The sequence below is a fragment of the Spirosoma agri genome, assembly GCF_010747415.1.
GTDB classification, from domain to species: Bacteria; Bacteroidota; Bacteroidia; order Cytophagales; family Spirosomataceae; genus Spirosoma; species Spirosoma agri.
The window spans coordinates 783,499-801,353 of record NZ_JAAGNZ010000002.1 but is presented as its reverse complement, the minus strand read 5'-3'; the positions used below and the strand labels follow the sequence as shown (position 1 = coordinate 801,353).

18 protein-coding genes are annotated in these 17,855 nt (G+C 50.7%); 11 read left to right on the top strand and 7 right to left on the bottom strand.

Translation table 11 applies throughout. From position 1 onward, the window contains the following. The first annotated feature begins 36 nt into the window (after positions 1 to 36). Entirely contained in the window at positions 37 to 1,389 is a 1,353-nt protein-coding gene (locus GK091_RS20025; protein ID WP_164041660.1) for a RagB/SusD family nutrient uptake outer membrane protein, read from the top strand. 101 nt (positions 1,390 to 1,490) lie between these two features. Here the strand turns inward: GK091_RS20025 and GK091_RS20020 are convergent, their stop codons facing one another. From GK091_RS20020 to GK091_RS19995, 6 genes are all read right to left on the bottom strand, one after another. Then, positions 1,491 to 4,304: a M14 family metallopeptidase gene (locus GK091_RS20020; RefSeq protein ID WP_164041659.1), complete on the bottom strand. Its 2,814-nt coding sequence runs from the start codon at positions 4,302 to 4,304 to the stop codon at positions 1,491 to 1,493. Between the two features lie 345 nt (positions 4,305 to 4,649). Further along, positions 4,650 to 4,877 (bottom strand): hypothetical protein, encoded by a 228-nt coding sequence (locus GK091_RS20015; protein WP_164041658.1) that lies wholly within the window; start codon positions 4,875 to 4,877, stop codon positions 4,650 to 4,652. A 111-nt stretch (positions 4,878 to 4,988) separates the two neighbouring features. Continuing rightward, positions 4,989 to 5,318, bottom strand: a complete 330-nt coding sequence (locus tag GK091_RS20010) for a hypothetical protein (RefSeq protein WP_164041657.1) — start codon at positions 5,316 to 5,318, stop codon at positions 4,989 to 4,991. Positions 5,319 to 5,402: 84 nt separating this feature from the next. Next, complete coding sequence (locus tag GK091_RS20005; RefSeq protein ID WP_164041656.1) at positions 5,403 to 6,998, bottom strand: peptide chain release factor 3; 1,596 nt, start codon at positions 6,996 to 6,998, stop codon at positions 5,403 to 5,405. A 100-nt stretch (positions 6,999 to 7,098) separates the two neighbouring features. After that, positions 7,099 to 7,476 carry a DUF423 domain-containing protein gene (locus tag GK091_RS20000; RefSeq protein ID WP_164041655.1) on the bottom strand — a complete coding sequence of 126 codons (378 nt, stop codon included), beginning with the start codon at positions 7,474 to 7,476 and terminating at the stop codon, positions 7,099 to 7,101. A gap of 86 nt (positions 7,477 to 7,562) precedes the next feature. Then, positions 7,563 to 8,222 carry a YggS family pyridoxal phosphate-dependent enzyme gene (locus tag GK091_RS19995; protein ID WP_164041654.1) on the bottom strand — a complete coding sequence of 220 codons (660 nt, stop codon included), beginning with the start codon at positions 8,220 to 8,222 and terminating at the stop codon, positions 7,563 to 7,565. 186 nt (positions 8,223 to 8,408) lie between these two features. Between GK091_RS19995 and GK091_RS19990 the strand changes: the two genes are divergently transcribed. The 4 genes from GK091_RS19990 (at position 8,409) to rplI (ending at position 10,642) form a co-directional block, all read left to right on the top strand. Beyond that, positions 8,409 to 9,350: a hypothetical protein gene (locus GK091_RS19990; RefSeq protein ID WP_164041653.1), complete on the top strand. Its 942-nt coding sequence runs from the start codon at positions 8,409 to 8,411 to the stop codon at positions 9,348 to 9,350. A 124-nt stretch (positions 9,351 to 9,474) separates the two neighbouring features. Further along, entirely contained in the window at positions 9,475 to 9,849 is a 375-nt protein-coding gene (gene rpsF, locus GK091_RS19985) for a 30S ribosomal protein S6 (protein WP_164041652.1), read from the top strand. A gap of 2 nt (positions 9,850 to 9,851) precedes the next feature. Beyond that, entirely contained in the window at positions 9,852 to 10,103 is a 252-nt protein-coding gene (rpsR, locus tag GK091_RS19980; RefSeq protein WP_012925715.1) for a 30S ribosomal protein S18, read from the top strand. Between the two features lie 95 nt (positions 10,104 to 10,198). After that, positions 10,199 to 10,642, top strand: a complete 444-nt coding sequence (gene rplI, locus GK091_RS19975) for a 50S ribosomal protein L9 (RefSeq protein ID WP_164041651.1) — start codon at positions 10,199 to 10,201, stop codon at positions 10,640 to 10,642. Between the two features lie 59 nt (positions 10,643 to 10,701). Here the strand turns inward: rplI and GK091_RS19970 are convergent, their stop codons facing one another. Beyond that, positions 10,702 to 11,073 carry a hypothetical protein gene (locus GK091_RS19970; RefSeq protein WP_164041650.1) on the bottom strand — a complete coding sequence of 124 codons (372 nt, stop codon included), beginning with the start codon at positions 11,071 to 11,073 and terminating at the stop codon, positions 10,702 to 10,704. 268 nt (positions 11,074 to 11,341) lie between these two features. Here GK091_RS19970 and GK091_RS19965 point away from each other — a divergent pair, with 268 nt between their 5' ends. From GK091_RS19965 to GK091_RS19940, 6 genes are all read left to right on the top strand, one after another. Then, positions 11,342 to 12,376: a GSCFA domain-containing protein gene (locus tag GK091_RS19965; protein WP_164041649.1), complete on the top strand. Its 1,035-nt coding sequence runs from the start codon at positions 11,342 to 11,344 to the stop codon at positions 12,374 to 12,376. Between the two features lie 51 nt (positions 12,377 to 12,427). Then, on the top strand, positions 12,428 to 13,531 hold the full coding sequence (locus tag GK091_RS19960) for an Mrp/NBP35 family ATP-binding protein (RefSeq protein WP_164041648.1): 1,104 nt from the start codon (positions 12,428 to 12,430) through the stop codon (positions 13,529 to 13,531). An 87-nt stretch (positions 13,532 to 13,618) separates the two neighbouring features. Beyond that, positions 13,619 to 13,885: a NifU family protein gene (locus GK091_RS19955; RefSeq protein ID WP_164041647.1), complete on the top strand. Its 267-nt coding sequence runs from the start codon at positions 13,619 to 13,621 to the stop codon at positions 13,883 to 13,885. Between the two features lie 12 nt (positions 13,886 to 13,897). Then, positions 13,898 to 14,023, top strand: coding sequence for a DUF433 domain-containing protein (locus GK091_RS29625; protein WP_317166343.1), 126 nt, complete (start codon positions 13,898 to 13,900; stop codon positions 14,021 to 14,023). Positions 14,024 to 14,256: 233 nt separating this feature from the next. Further along, positions 14,257 to 15,915: a D-alanine--D-alanine ligase family protein gene (locus GK091_RS19945; RefSeq protein WP_164041646.1), complete on the top strand. Its 1,659-nt coding sequence runs from the start codon at positions 14,257 to 14,259 to the stop codon at positions 15,913 to 15,915. 179 nt (positions 15,916 to 16,094) lie between these two features. After that, positions 16,095 to 17,852 carry a phospho-sugar mutase gene (locus tag GK091_RS19940; RefSeq protein ID WP_164041645.1) on the top strand — a complete coding sequence of 586 codons (1,758 nt, stop codon included), beginning with the start codon at positions 16,095 to 16,097 and terminating at the stop codon, positions 17,850 to 17,852. The last annotated feature ends 3 nt before the right edge of the window (positions 17,853 to 17,855 follow it).

The following is a 17,855-nucleotide window of genomic DNA, read 5'->3' as shown; positions in this document are numbered from 1 at the left end:
CGTTACAACTGAACTTTTCAAAAACGAAATTTTAGTATGAATTCATCCATAAAACAGTGGTTATTCGTCGGTGTCTTCGGGTTGTTCGTTACAGCCTGCGACAACCGACTGAACGTTGAACCGACGCAGAGCATCGAGCAGAGTCAGGCGTTGAACACCGAACAGGACGTACAGATAACGCTGACCGGTGCTTACGATGGCCTGAGCGATGTTAACCTATACGGCGGTGGTATTCAATACATTGGCGACTTAACCGGCGACAACCGGGATGTTGTTTTTGCGGGTACGTATGCGACGATCGATGAGATCTGGCGCAAAACAGTTACAACGTCCAATACCGTTACGCGGGATTTTTGGCTGGATGGCTACAACGCGATCAACCGGACCAACAGTGTTTTGTCAGCCCTGACCAAAGTTAGCGAAGCCAATCGCGGTTCGATCGAAGGGCAAGCCCTCTTTATCAGAGGTGCTTTGTATTTTGAACTGGTTAAAGCGTTTAGCAAGAGCTGGAACGATGGTACGCCAACGGCCAATCCCGGCGTTCCGCTGGTACTCACGCCAACCACGTCGGTTACTGATGCGGACTACCGCGCCCGGAATACAGTGGCCGAAGTGTATACGCAAGTACTGAATGACTTAACAAAAGCCGAAAGTCTGTTGCCCGCCACCCAGTCGGGCGGAAACGGGTTCGCAACCAAAGGAGCGGCTGCGGCCATTCTTGCCCGCGTTTATCTCCAACAGCAGAACTTCGCAGCGGCCCGCGATGCCGCGAATCGGGTGATTACGTCAGGGACCTACAGCCTAGTGAGCGACTTTGCGGATGTGTTTAAAGATGCAACGAATGCCTCGGAGATCATCTTCAAAATCATCGTTACCGACCAGGATGGAGCCAACGACCTGAACACGTTCTACGCGTCCTCGCTGAATCAGGGCCGGGGTGACGTGCGGGTACAAACCAAGTTCCGGCAGCTCTACGCGACTGGCGATGTACGGGGTACGTTCTTCAACACGGCGGGTCAGAACACGTTCACCAGTAAGTTCAACGATCAGTATGGCGACGTTCCGGTCGTGCGGCTGGCGGAAATGTATCTGGTACGGGCCGAAACGAACCTGCGTCTGAATACGGCTGTCGGCGCAACGCCGTTAGCCGATGTTAACCTGATCCGTAACCGCGCCAAAGCTACTGCGTTGACGACAGTTGACCTAGCAGCTATTTTGCTCGAACGCCGGCTTGAGCTGGCTTTCGAAGGCCAGCAGCTGGCCGATATTAAGCGCACGGCAGGCACAGTTGGTACGGTAGCTTACAACGCGAACAACCTGGTTCTGCCCATTCCCCAACGGGAAATTGACACGAACAAAAATCTGGTTCAGAATCCGGGCTACAATTAAGCAGCACGGCTAGTACCAGTAAATGAAACGGGGTGCCAGGTTCTCAAGCCTGGCACCCCGTTTTTGTACACGCTTATTGTGCGTCAGTGGTCAACAACGCGTTAATTACCATTTGTAGCACTGCCGGCTGCTGAACCAGACGAATAAAGCTGATTGAACAGCAGTTTGAACGTTCCGTGCGACTGCGCCCGGAAGGTAATCTCCGGACCAAAGGCGTACAGTTTCCCCGCCCCGACGGGTGCCATAAAGGCCGCAATACCATCCTGCAAATAGGACTGGCCCCACGCCCAACCACTGCGCAGTGGCTTACCCGTAGCGAACCAGGCCAGGGGTTTCACTTTCCCCGTAGCAATCGCATCCGGCGATACTTTAAAGACCGGGCTGGCATCGAAATAGACGTCCGTTAGCGTGGGTAAGCCCCAGGTTGCCTGTTGGGTTGAGTCAACGGTCATCTGCAACACGCTACCTGGAATATAGTATTTCTCACCCGGCAGCGGCTTTTCCTGACCCGTCGTTGTCATTTCCGTCAACGCATTCTTAACCGGAAGTTTCAGATGATAAGCCAGATTGGTACTCGAGCCGATGGTAACGACGGTTCCGCCCGCTTCCATGAATGTCTTCAATTGCGGTATCGACTTGGTAGCGGTAATCTTACCCAACCAGGGCTGGTATTCGGCAGGAGTCGTTTCCGGTTTGGGCTCCGTTCCGAATAAGCTGTACAGATCGACGTCCTTGCTGTTCATCGACGGAATAGCGCGGGTAACGAACACGATCACGTCAAATTTCTTGCGAAGATCGCCCGCGTCGATGTCCTGTGCATAAACAACTTTCATGGGAAAGTGATACTGCTCCATCATCCAGCGTATCCAACCGGAAGGCATTGACCCACCGTAGGTATCCCACAAGGCAATGCGCATGGGCGTTACTTTTGCCATAGTTGTGGTGGGGCGTTTAGCGATACTGGTCACGTCGATGCCAAGCTCTCTAGCCGACTTGTCGAGTAACGATTTTGCTTTCGCCGAAGCCGGAACGAAAAACGTGCCGGACTCAGCCGCCGATTTCAGACCCGTGCCATTTGGTAAACGATAGACCTCAACACCCGACGCCAGCAGATCATTGACGGCAATAAACGAATTATTGGCGCGTGCGCTCAGCAGATACCCTTCGCCAGAAGCTTCGGCAATGTGTCCTTGCGGGGCCTGAAGCTCGCCAATGGGCAGTTTCTTGAAAGGCCCGTCAAACCCATCCAGAATCCGGTCGAATTGAACATTCATCAGGTAGGCCAGCGTCCAGCCAGCTGCGTCGTACGGACGAACCGGCGGACCGCCCGGATACTGAAAATCGTTGGGGTGATCCTGTGGTTCGAACATGTCGAGCAGGTGAGGACGGAATGCCTGATCGGATTTGACAACGTATGAGCCAGCGGGATACGTCTTACCCGCAACAGTGAAGTCAGCCGTCGCCTGCTGCACCTGAATCCCCGTTTTGATCAACGCATTGACAAATTTCACTGCCGTTGCAAAATCGGCCTGGTTGGCCGGAATGATAAATCCACGCGGATCGCGCAACACGGGCGCTTTCATGATGGTGTCGTAATACTTCATTGGCATACCACCGCCTTTGGGAATGAAACCATACTGCGCCAGAGCCGCATTCGTGGGCGAAACGACTTTCTTCGGGTCAGCGTCGTACGCACCGGCGATCGCATCGATTCGTTTGGGCGACAAGGCCCAGGTGTCTTTGCTTCCGCGCTCGATGGAGTTTTTTCCCATCCGATAGATATTGAACAGCACCTCGTCGCGATACCGGGCGGCATACCCCAATACGGCGTAGTTCAGCGACACCGAATAATCGATCGACTGCCGGAAGTGCCATTTTTGCGGAGTCACGGGAAAAGGTGTAGCACCGTTAGGTATCAACCGCTTAGGAACCAATGGCACCTCTTCGGGCGTCGGGCCGCCGATAATCTCGGTCAGCAGACCAATCATATTATGAAAGTGCGTTGTGGTGCGAAGGCCACCGTTATACCAGGTCGAGAAAACAGAACCACTCAAACGCGTAAATCCGGGTTTGTTCTCTGCATTCAGTCGGTTGATCATAGCCGCACCCAGCGCATCGATACCCGTTACCATGAGCGGATCAAACACGTAGTTGAAGGGGTCACGATACGGAGGGCCAGCCAGCACCGATCCGGCCGGACCGCTCTGGTGGTGATTGTACATAATCTGCGGAATCCACTCGACAAATAACTGACGACCGATATTCTGCGTTTCTTTCATGTTCATGATGAAGAAGTCGCGGTTGTTGTCGTGGCCAATGTATTTCTGGTATAGTCTCGGCACATTGTCGAGCGACCGTTTTTCGGGCGTTGCTTCACGCATGTACCAGTTCGTGACAATCTCCTGCCCATCCGGATTGGCGTGCGTCAGCAGAATGATGTCGTCATTCAGGATGCGCATCGTTTCGGGGTCCTTGCGACTCGCCAGTTGCCACGCGGTTTCGATCAGTTGCATCGTGCCAACGGTTTCGGTAGCGTGCAAGCCGCCATCGATCCAGACAACGGCTTTCCCTTCCATTGCCAATGCACGAGCCTGATCGTCGTTCATGTTCTCGGCGCGGGCCAGCTTTTGGGAGATCTCCTTGTAGCGGCTTAGTTTCTTAAGGTTAGCGGGCGACGATACAACGAGCATCAACTGCCGACGACCTTCTTCCGTTGGCCCGATATCGACCAGTTTAACCCGGTCAGAGGTAGCCGCCAGCTTTCTGAAGTAAGCTTCTGTCTGCGTGTAGGTAGCGAGTTGATAGTCATCGCCAATGGTAAAGCCGAAATGCTGCTTAGGCGCTGGAATCTGCGCCCAAACCATGTTCAGGCTTAGCAGCAACATGGCTAGTGGCCGTAAAAAGTAACGAATCATAGAGTGGTTGATTTAGAGGAAATTTGTGTGTATCAGTCAGTCGTAACGCGGGGATGTCAAGATGTTGAACGAGGTGAGCGAAACGTTTAACCAGACATAAAATTACGTAAGAACAGGCGTCCTTAACCGTTAAAATGCCAATTATATTTTTTACTATTCATTTACTACAGAATAAAAGTTCGTTATAGTAATTTATTTAAATATAATCTAGTCAAACTCACATAGAGGCTATTTATAAACTATATCGGGACAGACTAATCTAATGAGAAGTGACCCGATGAATCTCCAGACCATAAAAAAGCCTCCCGATTGCTCAGGAGGCTTTCGCCATTTATATACCGAATTCTACCGATTCGTCGATACTTTCTTCGCTTCTTTTTTCATGCTCTTATGCATGTGCTTCATATCTTTGGCCGCATCAGCTTTCGCGTCGTCGCCCTCTTTTTTGGCCTCCTTTTTCATCTGTTTGGCCTCTTTCTTCATCTCTTTGTGAGCTGCTTTCGCGTCATCCTGAGCAAAAGCCGAACTGGTCATTACCAGCACTGCAACAGCAGCAATCATTGCCTTTTTCATAGTTAGTATTAGCTAAGTGAAAGAATGAATACAAAGGATAAACAGTCTATCAGGTAAAAGGTTATTAAACCTCTGTTAAATCAGGGCTTCACTTCGTCAAAAGTTGACGCGTTAGTTACCCGATTTAGGTGCTTTTTTCTTTGCCTTCACGTCTGACGCACTAGTCCGGACGCTGCTAGCCGGATCAACCGATGTCGGGCGGGCGCTGGTTGCGTTACTGGCCTGATTTTGTTCGAGCGTCGTTCCAGTTCCGGTCGATGCGCCCATGGTGCCATCGTGCGTATTGGCAGCCGATGGATTCGAACGAGCCGCGTCAACGGGCGTGATCGTCCCGCTCTTTTTTGACGTACCTGAGGTTTTGGATGCGGGTTGCTTTTGTTGGGCTACAGCGGAACCAGCTAGTAGCAAGACAAAAGCAGCGGTTGCAAGTGAATTCATCATCAGTAGGTTTGTTTAGTGATGATAACCTAACTTGCAGCCGCTGCCTGTAGTTTTCGACAACGAAAGAATCCAAGCGAACGGTATCTAAACCGCCACTTTGAACTCCGAGGTGAGGTGGAACTGGATGTCGGGATTGTTCTGCTGATTCATGCGCAACATCCAGTCCGATTCGGCCAGAAAGACCGGATTCAGGTCTTTGTCGTAAGCGATCTGGTTGCCTTTTAAGCGGATAAATTCAGCGAGTTTAGCCGGATTTTCGGCGGTGATCCAGCAGGCTTTCGTATAGTTCAGCGGCACCCACCGGCACTTGGCCCCGTATTCATTTTCCAGACGATACTGGATCACTTCAAATTGCAGTTCACCAACCGTTCCGACGAACTTACGATTCCCCAGTTCAAGCGTAAATAACTGCGCCACGCCTTCATCGGTCAACTGCTGAATCCCTTTGTCCAACTGTTTGGATTTCATAGGGTCCAGGTTAACAAGCTCTTTGAAGATCTCGGGCGAAAAACTTGGAATACCCTGAAACTGTAACTCCTCCCCTTCTGTCAGCGTATCACCGATCTTAAACGTACCGGTATCGTACAGACCGACAACATCGCCGGGAAAGCCTTCTTCAACGACACTTTTACTATCGGCCATAAAGCTGAACGGCGAAGCAAAGCGGACATTCTTGTCCAGGCGCGTGTGGTGGTAGAATTTCCCGCGCTCAAAAACCCCCGAACAGATACGCAGAAACGCGATCCGGTCGCGGTGGCGCGGATCAAGATTGGCGTGAATTTTAAAGACAAAGCCGCTAAAATTCTTTTCACCGGGTAGCACTTCCCGCTTGTCGGTTGGACGCGCAATAGGTTCGGGTGAGATGTCGCAGAAGCCTTCCAGCAACTCTTTCACACCAAAATTATTAACCGCCGATCCAAAAAACACCGGAGCCAGCTGACCGTCCATATACGCCTGCCGGTCGAACGAGTCATACACCCCTTCGATTAACTCCACATCTTCCCGAAGCTGGGCAGCATCCCGCTCGCCCACTTTCTGGTCTAATAATGAATCAGCCAGTTCGATCGGCAGAACATCATCTTCGACTTTAGTTTTGTTGACTTTGAAGAAATATAATTTTTTTTCGATCAGGCTATAAACACCTTTAAAGTCGGAACCCATATTGACCGGCCATGTCATTGGCCGAACGCGAATGTTGAGCTTCTCTTCGAGTTCGTCGAGCAGATCGAACGGATTACGGCCTTCGCGGTCGAGTTTATTGATAAAAATGATGACCGGCGTATCGCGCATCCGGCACACTTCCATTAATCGTTCGGTTTGTTCCTCAACGCCTTTTACGCAGTCGATCACCAGAATAACGCTGTCAACGGCGGTCAGCGTCCGGTAAGTGTCTTCCGCAAAGTCTTTGTGACCAGGGGTATCAAGAATATTGATTTTAAGGTTATCGTATTCAAACGTCATCACCGACGTAGCGACCGAAATACCCCGCTGCTTTTCGATTTCCATGAAGTCGGAAGTAGCCGACTTCTTGATTTTGTTGGATTTCACCGCGCCCGCCGTTTGAATAGCGCCACCAAAGAGAAGTAACTTCTCAGTTAATGTCGTTTTACCGGCGTCAGGGTGACTAATGATGGCGAACGTCCGTCGACGGGCGGTTTCAGCCTGTATATTGGTTTGCATTATTCTTAGAATCAGACAACAAAGATACGAAGAGAAATGATGCGACATAAAAGGGGATGACGACCAGTCAGCTACCCGTTATTCGACATGGCTCCTTTTTTTATAAAAACGCCCAGAGCAAGAGTGCCCAGCCCGCAATCATACCAACTCCGCCCAACGGTGTAATGGCACCCAGCCACGTCACACCCGTAAAGCAAAGAATATAGAGGGAACCGGAAAAAATCAGCGTCCCCCCCAAAAAGGAGTACCCCGCCCAGTTAAGCAATTTCACAATGGACGGGTTGCTCCCGAACAACTGCATCAACATACCCACCAATACCAGCGCGAGGGCGTGGTAAAACTGGTACTTGACGGCGGTTTCAAACGTGTCACTCCGCCCCGATGCGTCGAGCATTGCCCGCAATGCATGAGCACCAAATGCGCCAATCCCGACGCCCAGCAACCCTAAAACAGCACCTGCCTGAATAAAAAATTTCATTTCTCTTTTTGTTATGCCGACGAAGCCAGACGGCCGGAGCCGAAGATGCTTCGGCCGCCTGGCTTCGTCGGCATGATAAAAAACAATTATGTTCTGCTCCCGAAAATTGCACTGCCAACCCGGACCAGCGTACTGCCTTCGTCAACGGCGATGCGGTAGTCGCCACTCATGCCCATCGACAGTTCGGAGAAATTCAGATTTGCGCCCTCTATCGCACCGAGTTTGTCGTAAAGCTGCTTCAAACCGCGAAATTCAGCGCGAATCTGCTCCTCGTTGTCGGTATTCGTGGCCAGCCCCATTAGACCAACAATGCGAATGCTCAATAGATTCTCAAGAGTCGGGTCATTTATCAAACCCTCGGCTTCATCTGCGCTCAGGCCGAACTTGGTTTCCTCATCGGCAATGTAGATTTGCAGCAGACAGTCGATGACTCGGTTCTGTTTGGCAGCTTGTTTATTGATTTCCTGCAACAGTTTAAGGCTGTCTACCGAATGAATGAGGGCAACAAACGGGGCAATGTATTTCACTTTATTGGTTTGCAGATGGCCAATCAGATGCCACGCTACATCGGCGGGTAGCTGAGGCTGTTTCTCCGCCATTTCCTGCACCTTATTCTCACCAAACATCCGGCAACCAGCCTCGTAAGCCTCGCGCAACAGCTCAACAGGCTTGGTTTTAGTGACGGCAATCAGCTGGGCGCGGCCAGCCAGTTCGGTTTCGATCTGACGAATTGTATCGGCAATCATAGTGCTCAAAAGTCGGTTCAGCGCCGACCGTTTATTAATATTGTGCAAAGATAGGTTTGAGAACTACGTGAAATGGCGTAGTTTTTGGCCATGAACCGTCTTGATGATGCAATAAAGCGCCAGATGATATAGTTTTGGTAAGGATTTACCGCCCAACCCGTTCGATCAGTTTAACAAATGTCCCCAATGGAACCGAAACCCCAACCCCGAAACAATAGTCGTAGCTATTTGCTGGCCGCCCTACTGATTCTGGCTGCATTGAATATTCTTTTAGTGTATTTCTATTATCAGGAACGGCAGGATAATAAGTCTAAAGATGCCACCATTGCGGTTAAAACGGAAGAATTTCTGGCCGCAAAAACAAAGCTGGACTCTATTTCTGCCCAGCTGGACGCCAAAATCGCTGAAATTCAGCGGCTAGGTGGCAGTGTCGATTCACTCATGAAAGTCAAAACCCAGCTGGAAGTTGACAAACGGGCATTGCGTAATGTTGGCACGTTCGACAGCAAGAAATACGACCAGAAAATACGAAACTACCAGGAACTCCTTGCTCAGAAAGACCAGGAGATTGCCCGACTAAAAGAGGAAAATGGGCTATTGACCCAGAAAAATGATTCATTATATCAGGAAAACAGCAGTCTGAAAGCCGAAAGACAGTCGCTGAGTGATTCTGTGGTTGCCGTCGCGTCGAAAAATCAGGAGCTAAGCGAAAAAGTTACGATAGCCGCTGCCCTGCGGGCGGAGAATGTGACCGTCAATGCCATCAACGCACGGGGTAAGGAGAGCGACGGTGGCAGTTATAAGGCCAAACGAATTGACAAGATCCGGGTATCGGTCCGGCTGGCACCTAACGGTCTGGCTAAGCAGGAAGAAAAAGTACTCTATATGCGGGTTCTGGACCCAGCTGGTGCCGTTGTCTCCGATCTGGCTACGGGATCGGGCGAGTTTACGTACAACGGCGAGGGCATGATCTACACGGCCATGCAACGCTTTACCTTCGATAACAGCCGCCAGCAGGTCGATTTCATTTACGGTCGCGGTGGCCAGCGATTCAACGAAGGCCGCTACGCCATTGAGATCTACTGCGAAGGATTCCGGATCGGCGAGGGCGAATTTACGGTGAAATAACTAACAGTGACCCAGTCCTGCGAGGCAGCCAACAGATGTATGGCTGCCTCTTTTTTTGATCAACGCTGGTGATTATCAACTTTTTTCTTACCTTTGCGCCCTCATTTCAAACCAATTAAGTACAATGTTTCCTAATAACTACGAAACGGTGTTCATTTTAACTCCCGTTTTATCTGAGATTCAGATAAAGGACACCGTTGACAAGTTTCGCAAAGTGCTGACCGACAACGGTGCGGAACTCGTTCACGAAGAAAACATGGGCCTCCGCAAACTGGCCTATCCAATTCAGCACAAGAACACGGGTTACTACCAACTCTTTGAGTTCAAGGCTCCCGGCACGATCATCGAGAAACTCAACACCGAGTATCTCCGTGATGAGCGTATCATCCGTCACCTGACGGTTTCGCTCGATAAACACGCTGTTGCTTACAATGACCGCAAGAAGAACGGCCTAGTGGGTAAGAAAAAACAAACTGAAAACGCCGGGGAGGCCAAGTAATCATGAGTTTGCAAAACGAATCAGTCTCGAAAACCGAGAACCGCAAAAAATACGACCGCTTCAAGAAAGCCGGTATCAAATACATCGACTACAAAGACGGCAACTTCCTGCTGAAACTGTTGAACGAACAGGGTAAGATTCTTCCCCGTCGGTTAACGGGTACAAGCCTGAAAAACCAGCGCAAAGTAGCCCAGGCCGTTAAACGCGCTCGTCATCTGGCCATACTGCCGTACGTAGGCGATTCTCTGAAATAAAGTATGTAGTGTGTAGTTTGCCTTATCCGGTCGCACTAAGCGGGTAGATGAGATCGACAAACCACCACCTACAGGCTACAAACCTTTTTCAAAAAATGGATATCATTTTAAAGACCGATATTGCCGGCCTGGGCTATAAGAACGACACCGTAGCGGTGAAGCCTGGTTACGGCCGCAACTACCTGATTCCTCAGGGATTTGCGATGATGGCGACTGACTCTAACAAGAAAATCGTTGCCGAAAACATTCGTCAGGCGGCTCACAAAGCCGAAAAAATCAAGAACGACGCACAGGCAATTGCTGATGGCATTGGTGATATTGTTCTGACCATCCCAGCGAAAGCGGGTGACAGCGGCAAAATCTTCGGTCGGGTTACCAACACCCAGGTAGCTGACGCCCTGCGCGAAAAAGGCTTCGACATCGACCGGAAGAAAATTACGGTTGATGACGTTAAGACGCTTGGCACCTACGAGGCTTCACTTGATCTGCACAAGGATGTGAAGCACAAAGTGAAATTTGAAGTAGTTGCTGCTGAATAAGCACTGATCATACAGAACGGTCGGCCTGATACTTTATCAGGCCGACCGTTTTTTTATGTCTAAACGTTTCCCTCCACTTCATTATAATACCATTCCAGCGGAGCTTTGTAGTGTTGAAACAGCGCGCATAGCTCACTGAATACCTTGGTATTCTTGTAGTTAATTTGCCGCCAGTCTGCCGGTTCCAGCAGTTGTAATGTCTCGCCCAGCGTTAACTTTTGCGCGTCTTGCCAGTAAACAAGTTTCTTCTTATCTGCAATGGTTCGATACAACAAATCGCGGGCACGCACGGAGAAGGATAGGTCCTGAAGTTTTAGCGGAGGAATGCGTTTGATAAATTCCTGTCGACGGTTGATTTCATGGTGTGCCTGGTTGATTAATTCGTGTAGTGAGTCAAAACTAAGGGTTTTAATGCGCTTCTGAAGGGACATTGCGATTGGCTATGCGGAGTATGTACTGACTGTGAAAGTAAAAACAAACGCGACCATCTCCATGCGGAAACGGAGATAAAGGGATAAATCAATCCATCGGTCTACAATTTATACATAACCGGTGGCTGATGGGTCAGCTCTATCGAAGCTATATACACGACCATAGCAATAATCTCGCCAGAGCTAATCACCGTTCAATCAGACCACTATACTAGAAATTATCAACCAGATCAAGGAGCTAAATGCTTTCTTTTTTTGTTAGATACGTATGCAGTTTCATACCGAAATTTCACCTGAACCTCTCCCCCATCGTATTGGTCTGAAGAGCCGTATCGTGACGATTGGTTCGTGCTTTGCCGAAGTCATGGGCCGTCGCCTGACCGACCACAAGCTAGCCGTTCTGGATAACCCCTTTGGTACAGTCTTCAATCCAACGTCAATCGCCAAACTGCTGACAGCAGCCCTTTACGGCGGTGCTCCTGATGAAACGCTTTATGTAGAACGCAATGGTGTTTGGTTTCATTACGATTTTCATTCATCGCTCTGGGCCAACAGCCGGAACGAATTGCACGATAAACTGACCGAGCGTTTGGCCCAAACCGGCGATGCCATTCGACAGGCCGATTTTCTGTTTCTCACGCTTGGCTCGGCGATCGTTTACCGGCACATTGAAACGGGTAAAGTCGTCGCCAACTGCCATAAAATGCCGGGACAGCTTTTTGAGAAATACCTGTACCAGATCGATCATCTCCGCGATGACCTGACGCGTTCCCTAAAAACGCTGCGCAGAATCAATCCCCAATTAAAAATCCTGCTGACAGTGAGTCCCGTGCGGCATATCCGCGATACGTTGCCGCTCAACCAGGTCAGTAAATCCCTGTTGCGCGCACTGGCCCACGAACTGACGGTCTGGAACGATTGGGTATCGTATTTTCCGGCCTACGAACTGATGGTTGACGATCTGCGTGATTATCGATTTTACGAAGCCGATCTGATTCATCCCAATGCGCAGGCCCATGATTATATTTTTGCCAAACTTGCTGAAAGTGCCTTCGACACCGATCTTCAGGACTTCATCAAGGAGTGGGCTCAGGTTCGTAAATCGCTGTTTCATCGGCCTCTTTACGGCGATAGTCCGGCTCATCACCAGTTTTTGCGCAAGTTATTCGCCCAATTGCAGGGCTTATCGGAGCGAGTGGACGTTTCGGCGGAACTGGCAGAGGTGCATCGTCGTTTAAACTGGGAAGAAAACACGGAAAGCCAGGACACAGACCGGGAAGAAGAGACGAAAGAGTTCGTTTAATTCCCAAACGCTCCATCGGCCTTTTCACCTTCCTCCCTTTTTTATCGTTTTATGTCTGATTATCAATTATCGAAAGAAGCTGTCTTACAGGCCTTAAGCACCGTCGAAGAGCCTGATCTGAAAAATGATCTGGTTTCGCTCAACATGGTGAAAGATATCGAGCTGGGAATTGGCCAGGTTCGATTTACTGTCGTACTGACCACCCCAGCCTGCCCGCTGAAAGAGGTTATCCGGAAACGGTGCGAAGATGCCATTCATGCGCACATCGGACCCGAAATCGAGGTTAAGATCAACATGGTTTCGGACGTTACCTCGACGCGGGCCAATGCACCAACGCTGCCGGGGGTGAAAAATATTATTGCCGTGTCGTCTGGTAAGGGCGGAGTCGGGAAATCGACCGTAACGGCAAACCTGGCAATTGCGTTGCACAAGTCCGGCGCTAAAGTAGGCATCATCGACGCCGACATTTATGGTCCGTCCATGCCGACGATGTTCGGTGCCGAAAATATCCAGCCACGGATTTATCAGGTAGATGGCCAGACCAAGATGGAGCCGATCCAGCAGTTTGGCATCAAGATTCTGTCGATGGGTTTTCTGGTGGCACCGGGTCAGGCAATTGTTTGGCGCGGCACAATGGCCGGACGGGCTCTCCAGCAGTTCTTTTCCGATGCCGAGTGGGGCGAGTTAGACTACCTGCTTATCGACCTGCCACCGGGAACAGGCGATATTCACCTGACGCTGGTGCAAACGGTGCCGGTGACGGGGGCAATTATCGTGACGACTCCGCAGAAAGTAGCCCTGGCCGATGCGACAAAGGGACTGGCCATGTTTCGGCAACCCCAGATCAACGTACCCGTGCTGGGCGTTATCGAAAATATGTCATTCTTCACGCCCGCCGAGCTGCCTGATCATAAGTATTACATCTTCGGCAAAGGCGGTGGGAAAGAGCTGGCGGATCAGTTTGATGTTCCGCTGCTGGGCCAGATTCCGCTCGTACAGAGCATTCGTGAAGCGGGTGATGAAGGTCGTCCGGCCATTAGCATCGGCGAACCGATAGCGAGCAATGCCTTCCGGTCAGCCGCCGAAGCACTCGCTCAGCAGGTCGCTATCCGGAACTCGACCATCGATCGCACCCAGCGCGTTGAATTAGCGTAACTATTTATCTGGACCAAATCTGAGCTAGGCAAAGGAAGTTGCATAAAACCTCGATAGCCTGTAACTTTACCCTAAATACAAAATCGCATGGAGACGGTAGTTAACAACGACCAACTAATTACGAAGATTGAACGAGCGCTCGACAGCATGCGGCCTTATCTGGCTGCTGACGGCGGCAACGTGAAAGTGCTGGAAGTGACCGACGACAAAACTGTACGCCTTGAACTTATGGGTTCGTGCGGCTCGTGTCCGATGTCGGCTATGACTTTCAAAGGCGGTCTGGAAGAAGCAATTCTACGGGCGGTTCCTGAAATCACAAAAGTTGAAGCGGTCAACATTACACCTGCCTTTTAATCGAGTAGGGTTATCGCAGCTAGGGAATTAATAAATGTAGATCCCGAAATTATGGACGGAGTCCCTGTTTTTCGGGGTACACGCGTACCAATTCAGCACTTGCTTGATCACCTTGAAAAGCAACTCGACGATCGATGAATTTTGGCAGGCTTCCCGACTGTATCGATGGAGCAAGTTGTTGCAACATTGAAAATAGCTGCACGTTTACTTACAGCGGCTAACCTCAATGCCTTGTATGAGGCTGCTGCCTGAGCAAACGCTAAAGCAGTTTTTGATTTCTGTGTAGTGAATAGTAGATTCTAAAATTAAGCCGCCTGTTCAAAACGAGCGGCTTTTTCGTTTCTTTGCAGCCATAATTATTCCGAAAGTTCGTGAAAATAGGCATTTTCTTCGGGGGGCCGGCGCGTGAGCGTGAGGTGTCCTATGCAGGTGGGCGTACTGCTCTGGCAAATTTAGATAAAGGCTTGTTCGAGCCAGTTCTGGTATTTGTAGATGGCCGGGGACGGTTCAGGCTCGTGGAACCCGATTTTCTGGATTTTCTGTCACTGCGCGACGCACTGCCCCAGGATAGTTCAGGTTTTTCAGTCTATGACGAATCGCTCGACATCGCGGTACTGGAAGCCACCTTACCCGAAATCCGTCCCGAGAATTTTCGAGATCACTTCGATCTGGCCTTTCTGGCGATGCACGGCCCCGATTGCGAAGACGGCGCTGTGCAGGGACTACTGGAGTGGTATAAGATGCCTTACACCGGACCGGGCCTGGTTGGGTCGGCGGTGGGTATCAACAAGATTCTGCAAAACGAACTGATTGCGCTGGCCAATGGTCAGCAGAAAAAAACCGCCACGATCAGCCGCGACGCGTACGAAAAAGCCGACAAAGCGCAGTTTTTCCAGTCGCTGACCAGTCATCTGGGTCTGCCGATCGTTGTGAAAGCTCCTCATCAGGGTTCATCCATTGGTGTGGTCATTGTTCGTGAGCCCGATCTGGCGCAATTCTGTCGGGCCGTCGAACAGTGCTTTTTTACGATGACCATTCAACCGGATGGCTGGAGCAAACTAAGCGAATGGGCTGGCTTATCGACCGATGCAAAGCACGAACTGGCGCAGAAAATGGTTAGCCTGGATTCGGGCATCAGCTTTCCGGTCGTTATCGAGCAAACGGGCGAAGTGATCCGGCACCCTGGCGATTTCGTAAAAAAACTCGATGCACTCACGGCTACATCAGCTCTGACAACCAGTACGCTGGCATCGCTAAATGCCGAAGATGAAGTACTGTTCGAGGAATTTATCAGCGGTCAGGAATTTTCGTGTGGCGTCATTCAGGACGACGACCAGATTGCTATTGCGCTGCCACCGACAGAAATCTATAACGTAACCAGCTTCGACTTCGAATCAAAATATAAGCTCAATACGACAAAAAAACGGATTCCGGTTGAAACGACGCTCGAAAACAACCGTAAGATTCAACAGGCTGTAGCCGACGTATTTACGCGCCTTGGCATCAACGTGTATTCACGGATTGACGGTTTTCTAACGCCCGACGGACGCGTGTTACTCCACGATCCAAACACAATTCCGGGCATGTCGCCATCGTCGCTTATCTTTAAACAGATGGCCGAAATCGGCCTCGATCTATCAAAATCGCTGACGTATCTCATTCGTCAGTCGCTGCGGGAGCGTATTCGTACCGGTAAAGATACGTTTCATCTGAAACAGCTGCTGGCAGATCTCGACGCGCAACTCGCCAACCGGAAGGCGAATCCGCTGCCCGAACGCGTGATTTCGTTCGGTTCCAGCGATGAAGAACTGGCCGCAGCGAAGCAGCAGTACAACGAACTGGCCGCAGCGGGTACCGTCCGACCATCGCTCATGTACATCAAAAGCAAGGCCGAAGCGCACGAAATACCGGTTCACTTTCTGTTTAAGGATACAATCGCCGATCTGGAGGCAGCCTTGAGCCAGCCCCGCCATCCGCTCCTGTTGGAAACCGCCGAACGAACTGCCCATATCACCGAACGGTATACGTAGGCTGAGTATCATTGGAAATAGATAACTAAGACGTTACGGCAGTTCCGGTTGAAGCTGTCTAAACCACGCTAATTTATTCAAACGTATCTTCTAATGAATCTATCATAAGGATTTGGTGGACAAACGGGGAATCGTAATTTTGACGCAATATTTGATCGACTCTAAAAGTACATTTTAAGATGACAACGACCCTTGACGCTTCTACCCAACAGCGCATAGACCAGTGGCTTGGCGGCAACTACGACGCCGATAGTAAAGAAGCAATTCAACACCTGATCGACTCAGGCAACGTTACCGAACTGACCGACTCGTTCTACCGCGATCTCGAATTCGGAACGGGTGGCCTGCGTGGGGTGGTTGGGGTAGGCTCTAACCGCATGAATCGCTACACCGTTGGCGCAGCCACGCAAGGGTTATCCAACTACATCAACGCAGCGTTTCCAGGTGAAGACATAAGCGTAGCCATTGCCCACGATAGTCGTCGGATGAGCCCTGAGTTTGCGCGGCTCGTCGCCGATATTTTTACGGCCAATGGCATTAAAGTGTATCTGTTCAGCGCGTTACGGCCAACACCCGAGTTATCGTTTGCCATCCGGCAGCTGGGTTGCCAGAGCGGTATCGTCGTAACGGCCTCGCATAACCCGCCCGAGTACAATGGTTACAAGGTGTACTGGAACGATGGCGCGCAGGTTGTAGCCCCACACGACAAGGCCATCATCGATGAGGTGAATAAGATCACCTCGGTCGATGACATTAAGTTCGAAGGTGTTCCAGAGAAAATTCAATTGATTGACGAAGAGATCGATGCGCCCTACATCGAGCGGATCAAATCGAACGCCGTTAATCCGGATGTCATCAAGCGGCAGGCGAACCTCAACATTGTGTACACACCCATCCACGGAACCGGTATTACGCTCGTTCCCCGTGCGCTGGATGCACTGGGCTTCACCAATGTTCATATCGTTGAGCAACAGGCGACTCCCGATGGCAACTTCCCAACCGTAAAATCGCCGAACCCGGAAGAACGGGCTGCCATGCAACTGGCGCTTGATCTGGCGGTGTCACTGGATGCCGATCTGATCATGGCAACCGATCCCGATGCTGACCGTGTCGGTGCCGGTGCGCGGAATCACCACGGCGAATTTGAGTTACTGAACGGTAACCAGATGGCGAGCCTGATCATCTATTACCTGCTGAATGCCTGGAAAGACGCGGGCAAACTCACTGGCAAAGAGTTCATTGCCAAGACGATCGTAACGACCGATCTCATCGACCGAATGTGCGAACGGTATGGCGTAAACTGCTACAATACGCTGACTGGCTTCAAATACATTGCTGAAGTTATCCGCGAACTGGAAGGCAAAGAGAAGTTTATTGGTGGTGGTGAAGAGAGCTACGGCTACCTCATCGGCGATTTTGTGCGGGATAAGGACGCCATTGCCTCCTGCGCCATGATTGCCGAGCTGACGGCCTATGCCAAAGACAAAGGACAGAGTCTGTTCGACTTACTGATGACGATGTATCAGGAAAACGGCTTCTACTACGAGTCGCTGGTGTCGCTGACCAAAAAGGGCAAATCGGGTGCCGAAGAAATTCAGCAGATGATGGCCGACTTCCGGGCGAATCCGCCGAAAGAGATTGCCGGTTCGGCGGTTGTGCGCGTCGACGATTATAAAGCACTGACCCGGTTAGACGCACAGAGCGGCCAGACGAGCGCCATCGAAGCGGGGAAAATGGGCATCGAATCGTCGAACGTACTTCAGTTCTTCACCGCTGATGGTACGAAAGTGTCGGCCCGTCCTTCGGGAACCGAACCGAAAATCAAGTTCTACGTCAGCGTTCGCGAACCACTCGAAAGCAAAGAAGCGTTTGACGATACATATGCCCAACTAAAAGCGAAAGTTCAGCGCGTCATCGACGATCTGCAACTCGTTTAGGTA